The following is a 17,244-nucleotide window of genomic DNA, read 5'->3' on the forward strand; positions in this document are numbered from 1 at the left end:
AGTGTCAGATAAGATCAATCAATCGGCTATTGGGTCTTTTTTGCAATGCTTGTTGTTTGGCTTGACGATACGCTGTCTGTTCTCCTCGAAATTTTCGAAGCAATGCTAATTGCTCCTCTACGGGCGCCATCAGGCGCGGCGGTTCGTCGTATTTGATGGCGCTTTGGAGGCTTAAAGCTTCTTTCCAAGCCGCCTCGTTGAAAGGTTGGGTTTTGTCCATGTTGTCCACCCAGCCCGCCAATTCGTAGCGCATCATGTTCATAACATCGTAGGTTTCATTGATGCTCTTAAACTCAGCCGTCGCCTGCTTTGTCGCACCTTGTTGTTCGTATTGGTGCATCAACTGGCTCAATTCCATGCCGTATTGGTTGGCGTCTTGGAGTCGCTGCTGCTGCACGGCCTGCATCCCGAGGCAATACAAACGCAGGGTTTGGTAATAATTTGCCACCAATGAATGCTGAATCGGACGCTGCGAGTCGTTAAGAAGTATTTCGAGGTACGCCACTGCTTTTTGCCATTCCCCAAAACGAATATGAACCCACGCGGGTAAAACTTTACCTTCATAGTGCAGCATCATTGCAGCGCCTTCGTTGATGGGTTGCGTTTCGGGAGTGACGTTGGCCAGTGAAGTCGCGGTTTCAAGCGCTCCTTTTTCGTCTCCTGCTTCGGCTTGGGCTACCGCTAAAAAGTGAAGATTATGTACGTAGTTTTGATTGGCCGAAAAGGGAATTTTTTCTGAAATATGGTAGTCGGTTTCTTGTTTTTTTGCTTTGGCGTAAGCGCTTATTGCTTTTTCATAACTCCCCTTCAAATAGTATAAATGCCCTGGCATGTGCGTAATGTGCGGGGCATTGGGGGCTATTTTCACCATTTGCTCGGCAACAGGGATGGCTTTCGCAAATTCTTGGCGCAACTCCATAACGTGAATATAGTAGTGCATCAACGCCACGTTTTCGGGAAACCGACGCATTGCTTTTTCGAGCAATTGAATCGCTTCTTGTTGACTCTCCTCTTTTTCGTGTTGGCGCAGCATAATCGACGCCCACGCAATGGCTTCGGGTTCGTCAGGGTAGGTTTGGTATAGTTTTTTAAAAACTTGGAGTGTTGTTTCGGTCAATCCTTGGTTGACAAGTACTGCTGCTGCCTTGATAAAATCTTTTTCTACGGAAGAAACTGTCCCCGACAATGCCGTTGCTTTCTCGATAGCTTCTTGCCAAACGCTTTTATCATCTCCCCCAAAACCTGGCTGACAAAGGGCAATCCCCCAATATCCCATGGCGCAATCAGGGTCATTTTCAACCACTTGCTGAAACGCTCGGTACGCTTCGAGGTGCCAAAAACCGTGTAGATGATTGAGCCCTTGGTCAAACCATCGTTGGGCTTCTTTGTTTTTGGTCGTAATTTCTAAATGGCTATTTCCTATTCCCGTTCTAAAGACTGGTTTTGTTATGTTTTTCAGTATATCTCTTGAGCCCCCACCTCCAACACACAACGGAATACTATTTTCAACACTAAGAATATCCCCTTTCGCTGTTTCTGTCTTTTGTTGGCAAGCCCCAACCCCTCCCAAGGCAACGTAGGATAGGATAGTTCTAATCAAAAATGCCTTTAAGCGACATTTTTGCAGTTGAGGGGCACTATCAACAGAGGTATATACTATCATCGGCTAAACACAACATTGAGAATAGATTTTCACGTTGCCAAAATCAACAATTGTGCCAAAATAGCATTCTCAATATCCCAAATAAGACTCTATACCACTTCTTTTCTTTTTTAAACTACCAAAAACAAGACAAAAATGCCTCATACATCACAAAAAAGTATATACGAACAAAGTATATACCACTCTATTTCAACAAATTAACCTTAGTAAAGACATGCTTTATAACACAAAAACACAAATCATAAAAAACTAAGTTGGCCTATCAAAATTTTTATTCCTTTGTCCTTATGTGATATTCATCACGTACAAACACGTCCTTCTGCATTATCTTTGCTACATAAAAAAACACATACATGTCATGGACTCGAAACAACAATCTTTCAAAGACATCATTAGCGGAGATACGCCAGTCGTAGTTGATTTTTTTGCGGAGTGGTGCGGGCCTTGCAAAATGATGGCGCCTATCCTTAAAGATTTTGCCAGCCAAATGGGTGACAGAGTGCGGGTTCTAAAAATTGATGTGGACAAAAATCCCGCCGCTGCCCAAGCCTACCGAATTCAAAGTGTACCTACGCTTGTAGTGTTTCAGAAGGGCCAAGTCGTGTGGCGGCAGTCGGGCGTAGTGCAGAAAAAACAGTTGGAACACGTTGTCAACCAACTACCACGTACATACGCACAGTAATTATCCATCGTCGAACCCTCTAAACCCTATCACAATGAAACCAAACATGGGCGGTGCCGACCGCATTATTCGCCTCGTTGTAGCAGCCATCGTAGCTGTTTTGTACTTTACAGGAACGCTTACGGGTACCATAGGCATTGTGGCTCTGGTAGTGGCGGCAGTATTTTTCTTGACCAGCCTGGTAAGCTTTTGCCCACTTTATACACTCATAGGACTGAATACTTGTTCTGTGAAGAAGTAATACAACTTTGCCCTTTCCAAACACCTGCCTCAAGTAATTTGGGGTGGGTGTTTTTTTACAATTTCCCTTATCGTATTTTTACGATTAACAAATGTTTACTTGAAATCGGTCATAAATTTTAATCATGACTCCTCAACTCAATACCTACTTTGAATCCCTCAATCTCACCGAAGTATCCGCCGAACGCCAAGCTATTTTACAATCCTTAGTAAAATATATAAAAGGTAAATTAGCGACACAACAGCCTATTAATCTGACCTTTATTTGCACTCACAACTCCCGCCGTAGCCATTTAGGGCAAGTGTGGGCACAAGTGGCAGCGGCCTATTTTGGGATCAAAGATGTATATTGTTTTTCTGGTGGAACAGAAACCACCGCCTGCAATCCTCGAACCATTGCAGCTTTTGAGCGAGCAGGTTTGAAAGTCACAAAGACTACCGAATCTGACAATCCCGTTTACGAAATTAGTTTTGATGATTCGTCGCAACCCATCATCGCCTTTTCCAAAGTCTATGACCAAGCTCCTAATCCAAGCAGTGCTTTTGCCGCCATTATGACCTGCGATCACGCCGAGGCCAACTGCCCCTTTATTCCAGGAGCTGAAAAACGCTTACCGATTATGTACGTTGACCCCAAAGTTTCGGACGATACTCCCGCCGAAAGCGCTACTTACGACGCTCGCTGTCGGCAGATAGCGACTGAGATGAAATGGGTATTTGACAAGGTTGACCAGGTCAGACGATAGTCAGACCGACAGTAACCTAAAAGTCAGACCGACAGTAATTAGACTATACGCTCCGAGTCTGACTATCGTCTGACTCTCCCCATAGTGACTTATAAAACAAGTAATAGTCTGAATTATTGACCAGATCAGACGGTAGTCAGACCGACAGTAACCTAAAAGTCAGACCGACGATAATTAGACTATACGCTCCGAGTCTGACTATCGTCTGACTCTCACCATAGTGACTTATAAAACAAGTAATAGTCTGAATTATTGACCAGGTCGGACGATAGTCAGACCTACAGTAACCTAAAAGTCAGACCGACGATAATTAGACTATACACTCCGAGTCTGACTATCGTCTGACTCTCACCATAGTGACTTATAAAACAAGTAATAGTCTGAATTTGAGCAAATTTCAACTATTCACTGTATGCAAGTTTTAGCCGAACGCCTGTATCATGTATATAACCAAGGGAACAACCAAGAAATCATTTTTCACACCAAAGATGACTATGTCCAATTTCTTAGACACGTCAGAGAAAAGGTACTCCCTCATTGTGAAATAGTAGCCTATTGTTTGATGCCCAACCACTTTCACTTTTTAATCAATACGACTCAAAAATCAATAGAACCTGTTAAGTTGGGACAATTGACAAGCACAGTTTTAAATAATGGTTTCAGGCTATTACTTAGCGGATATGCCAACGAGTTTAACAAGAAATACCATAGAACAGGCTCTTTATTTCGCCAAAAAACGAAATTCAAAAACTTGGAAAGCGACGGTGAGAAGCCAAGCAACAATTACCCTTTCGTATGTTTTCATTACATACATCAGAATCCATTTGTGGCAAACCTTTGCCCCAAAATAGAGGATTGGGAATTCAGTTCGTTCAGGGATTATTTAGGGTTACGGAGTGGTACTTTGGTTAGCAAACAACCCGCGTTTGATTTGATTGGTATTCAACAGGATAGCTTTTACCAAGAATCCTATCAAGTAATTTCCGAAGCTAAAATCAAGTATTTGTATGATTGAGCCAGACGGCAGTCAGGCTCCTTCGCATCATCTAACATTGTAACCCACAAAACCCATCGGTCTGACTATCGTCTGACCGAGACATCCTCATGCTCAAGTCAGACGGTAGTCAGACTTCTCCTCATCAGCGACTTAGCTAACATCGTAGCACAAACAATTCATCGGTCTGACTATCGTCTGACCGAGACATCATCCTCTTTTTTACTCAAGTCAAACGGTAGTCAGACTTCTCCTCATCATCGACTCAGCGAACATCGTAACAAAACAATTCATCGGTCTGACTATCGTCTGACCGAGACATCCTCATGCTCAAGTCAGACGGTAGTCAGACTTCTCCTCATCAGCGACTTAGCTAACATCGTAGCACAAACAATTCATCGGTCTGACTATCGTCTGACCTATGTGACCTATGTCACAGTTTCTTATTTGAAAGCAGCCTACTTTTGTAGCACATTAAACATCTATCAAAATGGCTGCTTTTTTCTTTGGTGTTGTTCTGCTACATTTGGTAGCGGGCTTCGGCTGGGTATTGTATAAAATTGCGTCCCCGAAAAAAAACTCAAACTAATCGTCTCCTATGAAATCGGTACTTGCGGCAGGATTGTTGTTTGTTATGGCTATCGTCGGCACGGCTTTTCAGCCTAGTTCGCAGGCTCCTATTGATTACCGAAAACTGGGCGACTCCCTCAGCCTTCAAGCCCAACAAGTACTTGTGCGTAACTTACTAGGCGCGATTCAAAAAGGAGGTTCCGACTATGCCGTCGATTTTTGTAGTGAACGAGCCATGCCCCTGACCGACTCATTGTCAAAGAAATACAAAGTTCGTATTCAGCGGATTTCGGTCAAAAATCGCAATCCTAAAAATGCGGCATCCCTCTTTGAACGCAAATTACTAGAATCGTTTGCTTCGGCTAATTCTCCCAAAGACACCCTCCTCCAAACACCCAAAGGCATTATTTACTACAAGCCGATTCGGGTAGCGATGCCCACTTGCCTCCAATGCCACGGCAACCCCAAATCGGACATTAATTCAGCAACGCTTTCTACCATCAAGGAAAAATACCGCTTCGACAAAGCCACAGGCTACGCCCTCAACGACCTCCGTGGCGCTTGGAAATTGTCGTTTGAGGAATAAAACTTCCCCTTTTGCTTCTTACCGTTTACTCAATGTGTGGAACTTCCTCCACAATTTTACCCATAACACTGCGTTTTTGGGCTAGGAATGGCTTTTTTGATATTCTTGGCATACAAACACAATTGAGACCTCATTTATACAAAACATGAAACAACGCTGTACTTGCTTTAATTAAGTTACACCAAACAATCAATTTCAATCATGGAAAACAATCAGCAAGGAAAAAGCCCTTTTGCGTGGGTAGCGCTAATCATCATGACTTTAGCGACAGGTACGTTTGGCATCTTGTTTTACAATCAAAAACAAGAAACGGAGTCGAAAGAGGTAAGCATCGTCCAAAAAGCCAAAGAATTGGCCTTCACTCAGACAAAATTAGACTCGGTGTCGCGTAGTTTGGACATCAAGATTGCCGAAGTGCAACAGTTGGGCGGAAACGTCGAGGAACTAATGAAAGTAAAAGCGAAGTTGGAGGCTGATAAAGTAGCATTGCGTAAAAATGCCAAATTTGAAGTTGGTAAATACACCGCTAAAATCAAGGAATACGAGCAGTTTTTGGCCGACAAAGACGTGGAAATTGCGAAGCTGAAAGAAGAAAATGGTTTGTTATCGGTTGAAAATCAATCTTTAGCCAGTGAAAACACGAACCTAAAAACAGAAAAAGAAACCCTTACGCAAACTAAAATGCAGCTAACGGATTCGGTAACAGCCTATTCTAGCAAAAACCGTGAACTTAGCCAGAAAGTAGCAATTGGGGCGGCACTTAAAGCCGAAAATATCAAAGTGTTGGCCGTTTCACCAAAAGGCAAAGTTCGTACCGACGACACTTACCGTTCAAAACGCGTTGACAAATTGAAATTGCAATTTACGCTTCCGCCTAACCCATTGACAGAAACGAACGAAAAAGAAATTTATGTTCGTGTTCTTGATCCCGAAGGAGCGGTTATCACAGACGAAGCGATGGGTTCTGGGAAGTTTAACTGGCAAGGTCAAGACATGATGTTTACGACCAAAGACCGCGTGGCTTATCAAAACACCAATCAAACTGTTGAAATGATGTACGATAATCCACAGCGCCTACGCCCAGGGAAATACAACGTAGAAGTTTATTCTGAAGGTTTTAGAATCGGAAGCAGCCAGTTTACCATCAAGTAAGTGGCCTGAAACAAGAAATCCCTTTCATATATACACAATGCCCAATTACCCAAATGCGGTCAGGTACTTACCCGACCGCATTTTTGTTTTTAAAATTGGACATGGTTTTTTCTTACCTTCGGTTTTGAGAAACCGAATACGCAGGTTTTGAGAAACCTGCTCACACCGTGCCGCAGGTTTCTCAAAACCTGCCCGAAAGAGATACACCAACTCGCCCGAAAGAGACCCACAAACCTGCCCTAATCAAAACGCTAACCTACCCAACCGAGAACCAAAAACCCACTACACAACAAACCCTCGCTAGAATTCTCTAACGAGGGCTTATCAGTTTATTTATAGAAACCGCTAGACTACTTCTGCCAAATCGGCCTTTTTGGCTTTCTTTTTCTTGCGACCGCTGAAACGTTCTTTGATACGGTCAACCACCAAGTACGTACCTGGCACGATGAAGAGCGTCAAAACAAGTGAGCTGGTCAAACCTCCGATAATAACCCAAGCCATCCCATTCTTGGTTTCGGCACCTGCACCGCTTGCCAACGCAATCGGCAACATCCCGAACACCATCGCGAGCGTTGTCATCAAGATGGGGCGCATCCGCTCTTTTCCTGCTTCAATCAGGGCATGCACTACGTCGTAACCTTGTTCTTTGAGGTGATTGGTGAAATCGACAATCAAAATCGCGTTTTTGGCCACCAAACCTAGCAACATAATCATCCCTACAATGGAGAATACCGTCAAACTTTCCATCGTAAGGGCCAAGGCCAACAAGGCACCGATCAACGCCACAGGAATGGAGAATAATACTACAAACGGATAAACCACGCTTTCGTACAAACCCACCATCACAAAATAAACCAGCAAAATCGCGATTCCGAGGGCTAAGCCAAGGCTTCCAAAAGCATCAGATTGTTGTTGCATTTGCCCCAAATATTCTACCGAAACGCCATCTGGCAGTTTTACTTCGTTCATTTTTTTCTGAATGTCAGCCCCTACCGTACCCACAGGACGACCTACGACTTGGGCGTTGATGGTAATCGACGAAAGGCGATTGATACGTTCCAACACACTCTCACCCGATTGCTCCTGCACTTGCGCAAACTGCGATAACTCAAACGTTTTTCCTTGATTATTGACAAACAACAAGCGACTTACATCGTTCAACCGCGAGCGGTCAAACTGGTCGAGACTGACCAAAATGTCGTATTCGTTGCCGTTTTGTTTGAATTTCGCACGGTCGTTTCCTCGGAATGAGTTTTGTAAGGCCATCCCAACGTCCATGGCACTGATACCCAACTGTGCCATTTTTTCGCGGTCAAGTTTTACAGTCACTTCAGGCTTAGGGTCTTTTACCGAAAACTTCACGTCTTGCGTTCCTGGTACCGACTTCACAATGTCTAATGCCTGTGCCGCCGATTTCCGTATGGTTTCAAGGTTGGTTCCCTTGATGGCAATCTGAATCGGTGCTTGCGATGCCCCTACAATACTGGCTGGGCTTACGGTCACTTTAATGCCTGGCAGTTCTAACAATTCGTGTTTGAGCATTTGCCCAAATTTCTCAGTAGAAAGCGTCCGCTGTTTTTTATCCACTAACTTAATGTTCAACTCCGCAATGTTGCTGTTGGACGATGCCCCAAAGTTGGTACTTGTGTAACCCACGTTGGTAAAGACGTTGGTCACTTCGGGGTGCTTCATAATCATTTGTTCCGCTTTTTGCGACAACTCATTGGTTTGGTAAATCGAGGCTGTCGGTGCTAATTCGAGCTGAATATTCATTTCTCCTTGGTCACTTTGCGGCATAAATGCTGCTCCGATAAAGCCTGCTGGTACAAGGTAAATGGTTGCCACCAACATCCCCAAAATGGTCAAATACATCCATCGTTTGTGACCCAACACCCACTTCAAGAAATAGACATAAACAGCCGTAAGACTATCAATAAAGCGCTCAAAACCGAGGTTAAGTTTTCCCCACAAGCTATCTGGATTTAAGCTTTCGAGTTTTCCAAAACGTGATACCAACAACGGCGTCAACGTAAACGAAACCACCAAACTCATCAAGGTCGAGAACACCACCACGAGCGAGAACTCACGCAAAATATTTCCAATCAATCCACCCGTTAAAGCCAACGGTACGAATACCACCACGTCCACCAAGGTAATGGCCAAAGCCGTGAAGCCAATTTCACTCCGTCCATCGAGGGCGGCTGTTCGTTTGTCTTTGCCCATTTCGAGGTGTCGGTTGATATTTTCCAACACCACAATCGAGTCATCGACCAAAATCCCTACCACCAACGAAAGCGCCATCAAGGTCATCAGGTTCAACGAAAAACCTGCCAAGTACATCAGCAAAAAGGTCGGTAGAATCGACGAAGGCAGCGCGACCAATACGAACAGCGACGAGCGGAAGCTGTGTAAGAACAACAACATCACGACTGATACAATAAGAATCGCCAAAAACAAGTCGTCCACCACCGCGTGCGCCGAAGCCAAAGTATAAACCGACTGGTCGGAGGCAATGTTGAATTTCAGGTGAGATTTGGCGTATTGTTTTTCCAAAACCTCCATTTTTTTGCGTGCCAACTCACTCACCGACACCGCGTTGGCATCCGACTGTTTGCTAATCTGAATCCCAATCGAAGGCTTGGCATTGATGTGGTTGATGGCCGTTGGTTTGGCCGTTGCATCCACTACTTCGGCAATGTCGCGGAGTAAAATTTCACTACCGTTGGTACGGCGCGCCAACACTAAGTCACGCAAGCGCGACGTTGTTTCGAGCGTCGCGTCAAAACGAATAGCGTACTGGGCGGTACGGGTTTCGAGCTGCCCCGCTGGGTAGCTGGTATTGGCGTTGTTGATGGCTTGTGACACTTGTACAATCGACACTCCGTATGCTCGAAGCTTGTCGCTATCGACATTGACCTGAATCTGACGCTTGTTTCCACCTACGACGTTGACCTGACCTACGCCTGGCACGTTGGCCAACTGTGGTTTCAACTCATCATCAATCAAATCGTACAATTCGGTGGGCGACAAATCGGCGGTTACCCCCATACGTAGCACGGGAATTTCGTCGGTCGAAAACTTATTCACAATCGGGCGGTCGGCTTCGTCTGGGAGGATGTTGATAATTTGTTCAATCTTCCGTTGGGCATCTTGCTGAGCTAAAGTGGTATTTACACCATTTTTCAACTGAATCGTCACCAACGACACGCCTTGTTGAGACGTCGAAGTCATGCGATCTAAGCCTTCCAACGACGACAGCGCGTCTTCAATCCGTTTCGTCACGTTGGTTTCTACCTCATCGGCCGAAGCGCCAATATAGGTAGTTGCCACGCTAATCACGTTGGCTTCAAATTTGGGCAATAAGTTATATGACAACTGTTTATAGCCCAGCACCCCGAATAAAATCAGGACGATAAAAACAGTAGTGACCAACAAGGGTCGTTTAACGGCTATTTCGGTAATTGACATGGTTGTAATTTTTTACTTAGTAATCTGCACATTACGTCCTTCGCTGAGGTTCAATTGACCCGTCACGACCACTAAATCACCTGTTTCAAGGCCACTGAGCACCTCAATGTTATCGCCCAATTCACGCCCAACTTTGATGATACGCTGGTGCGCTACGTTGTTGTTTACCACATAGACGTACGGGTTTTTCAAACTTTCGACCAACGCCAAACGCGGAATAAGCAACGCCCGCTGATTTGATTTTTGGGAAAAATCGACGTTTACAAACGTTCCTGCTTTCAATCCCGCAGGGCTAGCAATCGTAATTTCAACGGGATAATTGTGCTCATTGCTTCCTTGCGGCGCGATGTAGCTCACCTTTCCTGTCAGTACTTTATCAGGAAAAATATCGGTCGTTACTTTCACAACTTGCCCTACCTTCAATTGATACACGTCACTTTCGTTGACCTGAACATCCACTTTCAGACGTGCTACGTCCAAAATCGTCCCGACCACCGTACCCGCACCCACAAACTCACCTGGTTCGATGTCTTTTTTCACAATACGACCGCTGATTGGTGCCTTCACCGCCGCATCGGCAATTTGTTTTTTGATTTGTTCGGCCTGATTAAGGGCATTTTCGTAGTTGAACTTCACTTCGTTGACCTGTATTTCGGTGGTTGCGTTTCCTGCCAACAAAGTGGTGTAGCGATCCACGTCTTTTTTGAGTTTGTTGATGGTCAATTGCGTCGATTCGAGCGATAATTCTTTCAATTTGTTATCCAATTGTACCAAAACTGCCCATTGACTCACTTGCGAACCAAGGTCAAAGTTGACGTTGGTAACACGTCCTGCGGTCATGGCCGTAATAGCCGCTTCCTTAAACGGAACCAAGTTTCCTGTTTTAATCAATTGTTGAGACACCTCTCCTTCCGCTACCCGACTGACAGTGACTGGAATAGGGGTATTATTATTGGTGGTTGGCAATGCTTTTTGAGCATCAATTTTCTTTTTATTGGCCGTCAACCGAAAAGCAATCAGTGACGCAGCGACTACCAAAACCAGAGCGACGATAAATGAGGACTTTTTCATTTCTAGAGTTGATTATAGAAAGTTAGCAACGTTCCTTGCGACTGTTCGAGGTCGAGGCGCGCTTGGTAAAAATTAATGAGTGAGTTAATGTAATTCGATTGAGATTGACGGTACGAATTGTCGGCGTTGATGAGGTCGGTCAACGACTTGGTACCTTGTTTGTACTGCAACGTCACGACGTTATAAACCTCTTGAGCTTGCTTCACGGTACGTTCATCGTTTTGGATGCTTGTACTGGCTTTTTGAATTTGGGTTTGGGCGTTGTTAAACTGCAATCCAAACGCCGCCACGTTCATCCGCAATTGTTCTTCTTGGGTCAAAATCGTGAGGCGCTGTTGTTTGTACTGCGCATCCCGCTGAAAACCATCGAAAATCGGCACGTTTAAGCGCAATCCCACGCTTCCGAAGCCCGTAAAATTGCGAAAGCCATCGGCAAATTGGTTACCCAACGCCATCGAACCATAACTGGCCGTAAAGCTCAACGTCGGTTGGTAGCCTGCCTTAATTCGCTGCAATTGAAGTTTTTGTAATTCCAAATTGGTCGCCGCTTTTTGGTACGACACCAACCCTGGCGCGTTAAATTGACTCGTTTCTACCTGCGGCGTTTGACGAAGTAGCAACGAATCCGAGACATCTACCTCTTGGTCTTGCGTGAGCCCCATTTGGTATTTGAGGCGGTTGAGAGCCAGCGCCAAATTGCTTTCGCTCAACGCCAACTGCGAGCGCGTGTTGTTATAAGTAACTTCGGTATTGGTGACGTCAATGGCTTGAATCACGCCATTATCGCGCTGTAACCGCAAGACATTCAACACTTTTTCGGTACGGTCTAGGTTATCTTTCAACAACGCAATCTGCTGTTTTACAATAAATACTTGGTAGTAATTGCTCGCGATGTTGTAGATAATCTCTTCTTTCGTTTGGCGCATCGACAAGTCGGCCAATTTTTGGTTGGGCTCAGCGGCTTTCAAACCAAGCAAAGCGGCTTTGTCGTAAATGGTTTGGGTCAATTGCGCCGAAGCCACGGTTTGGTACTTCGAACCCAACGAAATCCGCTTAGGTTCGGGGCCTGCAAAGCCCGCTGGTAGGAGCGTGCTTTGGAGTTTGAGGTTATCGGTGAAGTTTCCAGTCGCCGATACTTGCGGCAGATAAGTGCCCAAGGCTTGCCGAGCTTGCTCGTTGGCCGTCTCCTGTTGGTACTGAGCGATTCGCACCGAACCAAAATGCTGAAGGCCGTAGTCGAGGCAAGCTTTCAACGACCACGTTTGCTGCGCGAAGCTCGGTAGCGAAGCCGACAGCAGAAGCGTTAAAAAGACTGCGATTTTTTTCATGGTTGTACTTTACTAAGAAAAATTACAAGTTGACATATCAACTAATTGAACAAAAAATTTAAAATTCAATGGTCGAAGCTACTTTTTGTAAAAGCTTCATCAAGGTTTCTGATTCTTCTTGGGTGAGTTTACTAGTCACGTCTTGGTTGATGACCGCTGCCAAATCAGCGATTTTATCCACGGCAAATTTCCCTGCGGGCGTGAGGTGGATAAGGTTACGACGGCGGTCCACGTCATCGCTCACAATTCGGATATAACCATCTCTTTCCAAGGTACGAATCGAGCGCTGAATCGCCGATTTGTCCTTTTGGAGCAAATTGGCAATGTCTTGCTGCGAAAGTGGCTCATCGGCCGAATAGCGAACTAAAAACAAAATCGGGAACTGCTCAATCTGAATCGACAGCCCCGTCTGTCCCAACTCACGATTGATTTTTCTCACAAACAAATGAGACACGTGGTTGATGTTGAAGGTTAGATACTGGCCCAAATGTTTCCAGATTTTTTCCTTGATATGTATTCCTTGTTGAGATTCCATGCGGCAAAAGTAAAACAAGTTGACATATCAACCAATTTTATTTTAAAAAAAATTATGAATGGTAAAAAAAACGCTACCAACGATGAGGAATAGGATAGATTGAAGTCAAGTAGTATTTTTAGCTGTATTTTCTCCGATGGCGCGAGCATCCCCGCTCGTGCCTTTTATTAGCAGGCTTCTAGCCTCCTATTTTCCCTACCAAGGCTTGAAGCCTTGAAATTGTCAGCACGAGCGAAGACGCTCGCGCTATCGACAGTACGCAGTGTTCTACCGAATACTATACACAACGAGGGTGGATAACATTATTCAACACTTATTTTATCTATAAATGATTGAAAATCTTGAAAAACATGGTAAACTTTAAAAGGGTATCCGTTTAAATCTATAAAGTAGATATCATTTTTTATTTCTTCTTTAACACGAAAAGCAAAAAAGGTATTAGAATCCATAGTAGAACAAAATACTTTATAAGCGCCTATTATATTTTTACACATTAAGTATTCATCTGACTCTAAGTAGTCAAGGTAGCCAAGCAAATATTCATTATTTAGCAATTGTTCTAAAGACATAAAAGTGTCTAAATACTCAATAGTAACTTCATTATTCACATTAATTAAAATAGTTGCATTTTCGATTCTTCCACCGTTAGTATATTCCAAAAAATAAGCATATTGACTTGGAATGTTAGCAAAGTCACTACTTTTTTCACACGGCATTAAACTGCCAAATTGAAGTTTTTTCAAACTTTTCAACATCTTAGTATTTGCATTTAATTACAAACTTGTCTCTCTCAATGGCGCGAGCGTCCCCGCTTTTGTCTTTTATTAGCAGGCTTCTAGCCTCCTTATTTTCCCTACCAAGGCTTGAAGCCTCAGAATTGTCAGCACGAGCGGAGCAATCGCCAGCAGAAGCTTCATAGAATGTTTTTTATAATTATGATAAAATAGGATTCTCCAAAGGCTTGGCTTCTTTTAAATCCTCATAGACTTTATCAAAAGCAGACAACATATTTTTGCCTTGCTCTTCTTCTGCCGCCCACTCTACCAACGTACCTCTGACAAGCTGATAGATTTGCTCATAGTTAGGATTGCCTGCCAATTTGGCAATGATGAGTTTGTCGAATCCCTCGCTATATCCTATTAACATTATTTCTCCAAAATCTTTAAATTTTAGTGGTTCGGCATTGATTTTTTGGTCTAACCACCTTACATCTCTCGACTTTTCCAAAACGGGCACAATCAGATTCTCATATTGCCATTTGAACTCCTCGAAATAACGCACTATATCCTCTTCCTCGCGGTTGTATCTAATTAAATCAGCCCCGCCATACATCATAGCGTCGTCGGGATATTTTTCATATTTGTTATCAATACAAATAGCATTAGTCCCGAATGTGGCTAATGTTGGCAAATGAGATAAAAATGTAAACCCCCTTGCCTGCTCAAAATACTTCTCCCAGTATTTTTCAATATCTTTGTATCCTCTGATGAGGCCATATTTTATGCTACTGCCATGAATCACTTCGGAAACATCAAAAGTGATTTGGTCAAAACCAAACGGAAGAATTTTGGTAAATACATAGGCAGGATCTTCTGCCAAATGCTCGAAACCTTGGCTTTTGAGGTAGTCGGTTGCAATCCCAATCAGGTATTTTTCTACATCTTCAAAATGTACCATATCAAAAAAGGTTATTATTTTATTTCTATACGCCGCACCCCGATGGCGCGAGCATCCCCGCTCGTGCCTTTTATTAGCAGGCTTCTAGCCTCCTTATTTTCCCTACCAAGGCTTGAAGCCTTGAAATTATCAGCACTAGCAGAGCAATCGCCAGCAGAAGCTTCATAGAATGTTTTTTATAATTATGATAAAATAGGATTCTCCAAAGGCTTAACTTCTTTTAAATCCTCATAGACTTTATCAAAAGCAGACAACATATTTTTGCCTTGTTCTTCTTCGTTAGCCCACTCTACCAACGTACCTCTGACAAGCTGATAGATTTGCTCATAGCGCGGATTGCCTGCTAATTTGGCTATGATGAGTTTGTGAAATTCAGTGCTATGTGTCATAGGAGCTATTTCTCCAAAATCTTTAAATTTCAGCGGTTCGGCATTGATTTTTTGGTCTAACCACCTTACATCTCTTGATTTTTCTAAAACGGGTATCAATAGATTTTCATATTGCCATTTGAACTCTTCAAAATATTGTTTTAAGTCCTGTTGTTCGTGGTTATTCCTTATTAAATCAGCCCCACCGTACATCATAGCATCGTCAGGATATTTTTCATATTTTTTATCAATAAGAATCGCATGTGTTGCTATTGTAGGTACATCAGAAGTCAATGGATACCCTACTATCTCATAATATTTCTCCCAATGTTTTTCAATGTTTTTATATCCTCTGACGAGAACATATTTTACACTACTGCCATGAATCACTTCGGAAATATCAAAAGTGATTTGGTCAAAACCAAACGGAAAGAATTTGGTAAATACACAAGCAGGGTCTTCTGCCAAATGCTCGAAACCTTGGCTTATGAGATAGTCAGTTACAATCTCAATCAGGTATTTTTCTACATCTTCAACATGTATCATATCAAAAAAAGTTATTGTTCTATTTCTGTTCGTCGCACCCCGATGGCGCGAGCATCCCCGCTCGTGCCTTTTATTAGCAGGCTTCTAGCCTCCTTATTTTCCCTACCAAGGCTTGAAGCCTCAGAATTGTCAGCACGTGCGAGGACGCTCGCGCTATCGGGCACACGATGGGTAGTCTCCGACGCAAAAAAAACGCCGAGATAGCAACATCCCGACGCATAGTTATTCATTTTGAAAAACAGCTAATCCATTTCTCCAGAAAATAGAGCCGATGCCTTTATTTCAAACATAGGTAGCACAGGTTTTGCCGAGCAAACATCATCTTCAAGGCAAACTTTTACATCGCGGCGAGACGTGTAAACATACACGACTTCATGTTCGGGAATGATGTTCCAAATCACTTTTACACCTGCTCTGAAATATTCTGTAATTTTCTTTTCTAGCTGATTGATTTGGTCATTGTTGGAAATAATCTCAATCACAAACTCAGGAATTACATCCTCCCCCGACCTACTCTTCTGTACTTGTTCTCGGGTAAAATAGGAAATGTCTGGACGGCGCATTTGAATACCTGACAACATCACATCCTGTTCTGCGACTAAAGTTCCTACTTTTTTATATCCTTGTTCGAAAAATAGACCAAGCAGTAGGTCATAGATATAAAGCTGTTCTTTTTTCATTCCTGTAAATTGAATTATATCCCCGTCGTTCCATTCATACTTGTAACCGTCATTAGGTTCCCAATCAAGAAACTCTTCCAGCGTACGAGGTAATTGCACAGTATTTTGTGAAGTTTGTATCATGGTGGTAGTTCTTTTTTCAAAAATACAATTTTTTAGCCAAAACTCTTCCTCCCTACTTTCGCCGCCAATTATCCAGCACAATCGCGGTGGCAATGCCCACATTGAGTGATTCGGCCTCTCCGAAACGAGGAATTGTCACCTTATCTGTCACAAATTTTTCAACCTCGCTCCCAATCCCGTTCGACTCGTTGCCCATTACGATGTAGCCTGTTTTGGCAAATGTAATTTGGTGAATATTTTTTCCTTCCAAAAACGTCCCATACACGCTCACCTCGCGCGCTAAGCGCCCCTCAAAATAAGCCCCTAAATCGGTGTAAAAGCCCTGAACTCGCGTAAACGAGCCTTTGCTGGCTGCCACCACTTTGGGGTTGTACCAATCGGTGGTCGTGAGCGAGCACACCATTTTACGAATCCCGTACCAGTCTGCAATCCGAATCATTGTCCCCAGGTTGCCAGGGTCGCGAATATCGTCCAGTACCAGCACGTATTCTCCTTCTTCGGCATACAAAAAATCGTTCGATTTCGTTTTAACCACGGCAAGCGCCGCATCGTTGGATTGCAGCGTTCCTGCCCGTACGAGCTCGTCAGGCGTAGCTATTTCAACCCGAAAAGGTTGTTTCTCTAAGCTTCGCGTGTTTTCTTTGTAAAATTTGTCGGTTGCCACCACCATTTCTACCTCGAAATCGGAGGCAAGTAGTTCAAGGACACTTTTAGCCCCTTCCACCAAAAAAGCGCCGTATTCTTGACGGTATTTTTTTTGCTGGAGCGAGGTGAGGTATTTTAATATGTTCTTAGAAAGCATCAGGTATATAATT

Annotated in this window: 16 protein-coding genes; 6 read left to right on the forward strand and 10 right to left on the reverse strand. The window is 43.6% G+C overall.

Annotation, left to right across the window (positions count from 1 at the left end; all coding sequences use genetic code 11):
* Positions 1-4: 4 nt before the first annotated feature.
* Positions 5-1,663: a tetratricopeptide repeat protein gene (locus tag AC23N5_RS26685; protein ID WP_487757884.1), complete on the reverse strand. Its 1,659-nt coding sequence runs from the start codon at positions 1,661-1,663 to the stop codon at positions 5-7.
* A gap of 358 nt (positions 1,664-2,021) precedes the next feature.
* Between AC23N5_RS26685 and trxA the strand changes: the two genes are divergently transcribed.
* The 6 genes from trxA (at position 2,022) to AC23N5_RS26715 (ending at position 6,633) form a co-directional block, all read left to right on the forward strand.
* A complete protein-coding gene (gene trxA / locus AC23N5_RS26690; RefSeq protein WP_487757885.1) occupies positions 2,022-2,345 on the forward strand; it encodes a thioredoxin in 324 nt (107 codons plus the stop codon).
* Between the two features lie 34 nt (positions 2,346-2,379).
* Entirely contained in the window at positions 2,380-2,586 is a 207-nt protein-coding gene (locus AC23N5_RS26695) for a YgaP family membrane protein (protein ID WP_487757886.1), read from the forward strand.
* Positions 2,587-2,710: 124 nt separating this feature from the next.
* Positions 2,711-3,331, forward strand: a complete 621-nt coding sequence (locus tag AC23N5_RS26700; protein WP_487757887.1) for an arsenate-mycothiol transferase ArsC — start codon at positions 2,711-2,713, stop codon at positions 3,329-3,331.
* A 412-nt stretch (positions 3,332-3,743) separates the two neighbouring features.
* Positions 3,744-4,346, forward strand: coding sequence for a transposase (locus AC23N5_RS26705; RefSeq protein ID WP_487757888.1), 603 nt, complete (start codon positions 3,744-3,746; stop codon positions 4,344-4,346).
* Positions 4,347-4,923: 577 nt separating this feature from the next.
* A complete protein-coding gene (locus AC23N5_RS26710) occupies positions 4,924-5,481 on the forward strand; it encodes a Tll0287-like domain-containing protein (RefSeq protein ID WP_487757889.1) in 558 nt (185 codons plus the stop codon).
* Between the two features lie 201 nt (positions 5,482-5,682).
* Positions 5,683-6,633 carry a hypothetical protein gene (locus tag AC23N5_RS26715; protein WP_183971501.1) on the forward strand — a complete coding sequence of 317 codons (951 nt, stop codon included), beginning with the start codon at positions 5,683-5,685 and terminating at the stop codon, positions 6,631-6,633.
* A gap of 345 nt (positions 6,634-6,978) precedes the next feature.
* On the opposite strand, the gene AC23N5_RS26720 is transcribed toward AC23N5_RS26715, so the two are convergent.
* From AC23N5_RS26720 to AC23N5_RS26760, 9 genes are all read right to left on the reverse strand, one after another.
* The gene (locus AC23N5_RS26720; protein WP_487757890.1) at positions 6,979-10,101 is read right to left on the reverse strand and encodes an efflux RND transporter permease subunit; all 3,123 of its coding nucleotides are present in this window, start codon (positions 10,099-10,101) and stop codon (positions 6,979-6,981) included.
* Between the two features lie 12 nt (positions 10,102-10,113).
* Positions 10,114-11,172, reverse strand: a complete 1,059-nt coding sequence (locus AC23N5_RS26725; protein WP_487757891.1) for an efflux RND transporter periplasmic adaptor subunit — start codon at positions 11,170-11,172, stop codon at positions 10,114-10,116.
* Positions 11,173-11,174: 2 nt separating this feature from the next.
* Positions 11,175-12,500 carry a TolC family protein gene (locus tag AC23N5_RS26730; RefSeq protein WP_487757892.1) on the reverse strand — a complete coding sequence of 442 codons (1,326 nt, stop codon included), beginning with the start codon at positions 12,498-12,500 and terminating at the stop codon, positions 11,175-11,177.
* Positions 12,501-12,558: 58 nt separating this feature from the next.
* Positions 12,559-13,035, reverse strand: a complete 477-nt coding sequence (locus tag AC23N5_RS26735; RefSeq protein WP_487757893.1) for a MarR family winged helix-turn-helix transcriptional regulator — start codon at positions 13,033-13,035, stop codon at positions 12,559-12,561.
* Positions 13,036-13,337: 302 nt separating this feature from the next.
* Complete coding sequence (locus tag AC23N5_RS26740) at positions 13,338-13,778, reverse strand: SMI1/KNR4 family protein (RefSeq protein WP_487757894.1); 441 nt, start codon at positions 13,776-13,778, stop codon at positions 13,338-13,340.
* 190 nt (positions 13,779-13,968) lie between these two features.
* A complete protein-coding gene (locus AC23N5_RS26745; RefSeq protein WP_487757895.1) occupies positions 13,969-14,712 on the reverse strand; it encodes a hypothetical protein in 744 nt (247 codons plus the stop codon).
* A gap of 182 nt (positions 14,713-14,894) precedes the next feature.
* Positions 14,895-15,626 carry a hypothetical protein gene (locus AC23N5_RS26750; protein WP_183971493.1) on the reverse strand — a complete coding sequence of 244 codons (732 nt, stop codon included), beginning with the start codon at positions 15,624-15,626 and terminating at the stop codon, positions 14,895-14,897.
* A 242-nt stretch (positions 15,627-15,868) separates the two neighbouring features.
* On the reverse strand, positions 15,869-16,429 hold the full coding sequence (locus AC23N5_RS26755; RefSeq protein WP_183971492.1) for a Uma2 family endonuclease: 561 nt from the start codon (positions 16,427-16,429) through the stop codon (positions 15,869-15,871).
* A 52-nt stretch (positions 16,430-16,481) separates the two neighbouring features.
* Positions 16,482-17,231, reverse strand: coding sequence for a TrmH family RNA methyltransferase (locus tag AC23N5_RS26760; RefSeq protein ID WP_487757896.1), 750 nt, complete (start codon positions 17,229-17,231; stop codon positions 16,482-16,484).
* Positions 17,232-17,244 lie beyond the last annotated feature (13 nt).

This window comes from Runella sp. R5_40 (assembly GCF_057652295.1).

Bases quoted from the DNA above. Each gene is read 5' to 3' on its own strand.
- AC23N5_RS26685 (WP_487757884.1), bottom strand. From the start codon at position 1,663: ATGATAGTATATACCTCTGTTGATAGTGCCCCTCAACTGCAAAAATGT.
- trxA (WP_487757885.1), top strand. From the start codon at position 2,022: ATGGACTCGAAACAACAATCTTTCAAAGACATCATTAGCGGAGATACG.
- AC23N5_RS26695 (WP_487757886.1), top strand. From the start codon at position 2,380: ATGAAACCAAACATGGGCGGTGCCGACCGCATTATTCGCCTCGTTGTA.
- AC23N5_RS26700 (WP_487757887.1), top strand. From the start codon at position 2,711: ATGACTCCTCAACTCAATACCTACTTTGAATCCCTCAATCTCACCGAA.
- AC23N5_RS26705 (WP_487757888.1), top strand. From the start codon at position 3,744: ATGCAAGTTTTAGCCGAACGCCTGTATCATGTATATAACCAAGGGAAC.
- AC23N5_RS26710 (WP_487757889.1), top strand. From the start codon at position 4,924: ATGAAATCGGTACTTGCGGCAGGATTGTTGTTTGTTATGGCTATCGTC.
- AC23N5_RS26715 (WP_183971501.1), top strand. From the start codon at position 5,683: ATGGAAAACAATCAGCAAGGAAAAAGCCCTTTTGCGTGGGTAGCGCTA.
- AC23N5_RS26720 (WP_487757890.1), bottom strand. From the start codon at position 10,101: ATGTCAATTACCGAAATAGCCGTTAAACGACCCTTGTTGGTCACTACT.
- AC23N5_RS26725 (WP_487757891.1), bottom strand. From the start codon at position 11,172: ATGAAAAAGTCCTCATTTATCGTCGCTCTGGTTTTGGTAGTCGCTGCG.
- AC23N5_RS26730 (WP_487757892.1), bottom strand. From the start codon at position 12,500: ATGAAAAAAATCGCAGTCTTTTTAACGCTTCTGCTGTCGGCTTCGCTA.
- AC23N5_RS26735 (WP_487757893.1), bottom strand. From the start codon at position 13,035: ATGGAATCTCAACAAGGAATACATATCAAGGAAAAAATCTGGAAACAT.
- AC23N5_RS26745 (WP_487757895.1), bottom strand. From the start codon at position 14,712: ATGGTACATTTTGAAGATGTAGAAAAATACCTGATTGGGATTGCAACC.
- AC23N5_RS26750 (WP_183971493.1), bottom strand. From the start codon at position 15,626: ATGATACATGTTGAAGATGTAGAAAAATACCTGATTGAGATTGTAACT.
- AC23N5_RS26755 (WP_183971492.1), bottom strand. From the start codon at position 16,429: ATGATACAAACTTCACAAAATACTGTGCAATTACCTCGTACGCTGGAA.
- AC23N5_RS26760 (WP_487757896.1), bottom strand. From the start codon at position 17,231: ATGCTTTCTAAGAACATATTAAAATACCTCACCTCGCTCCAGCAAAAA.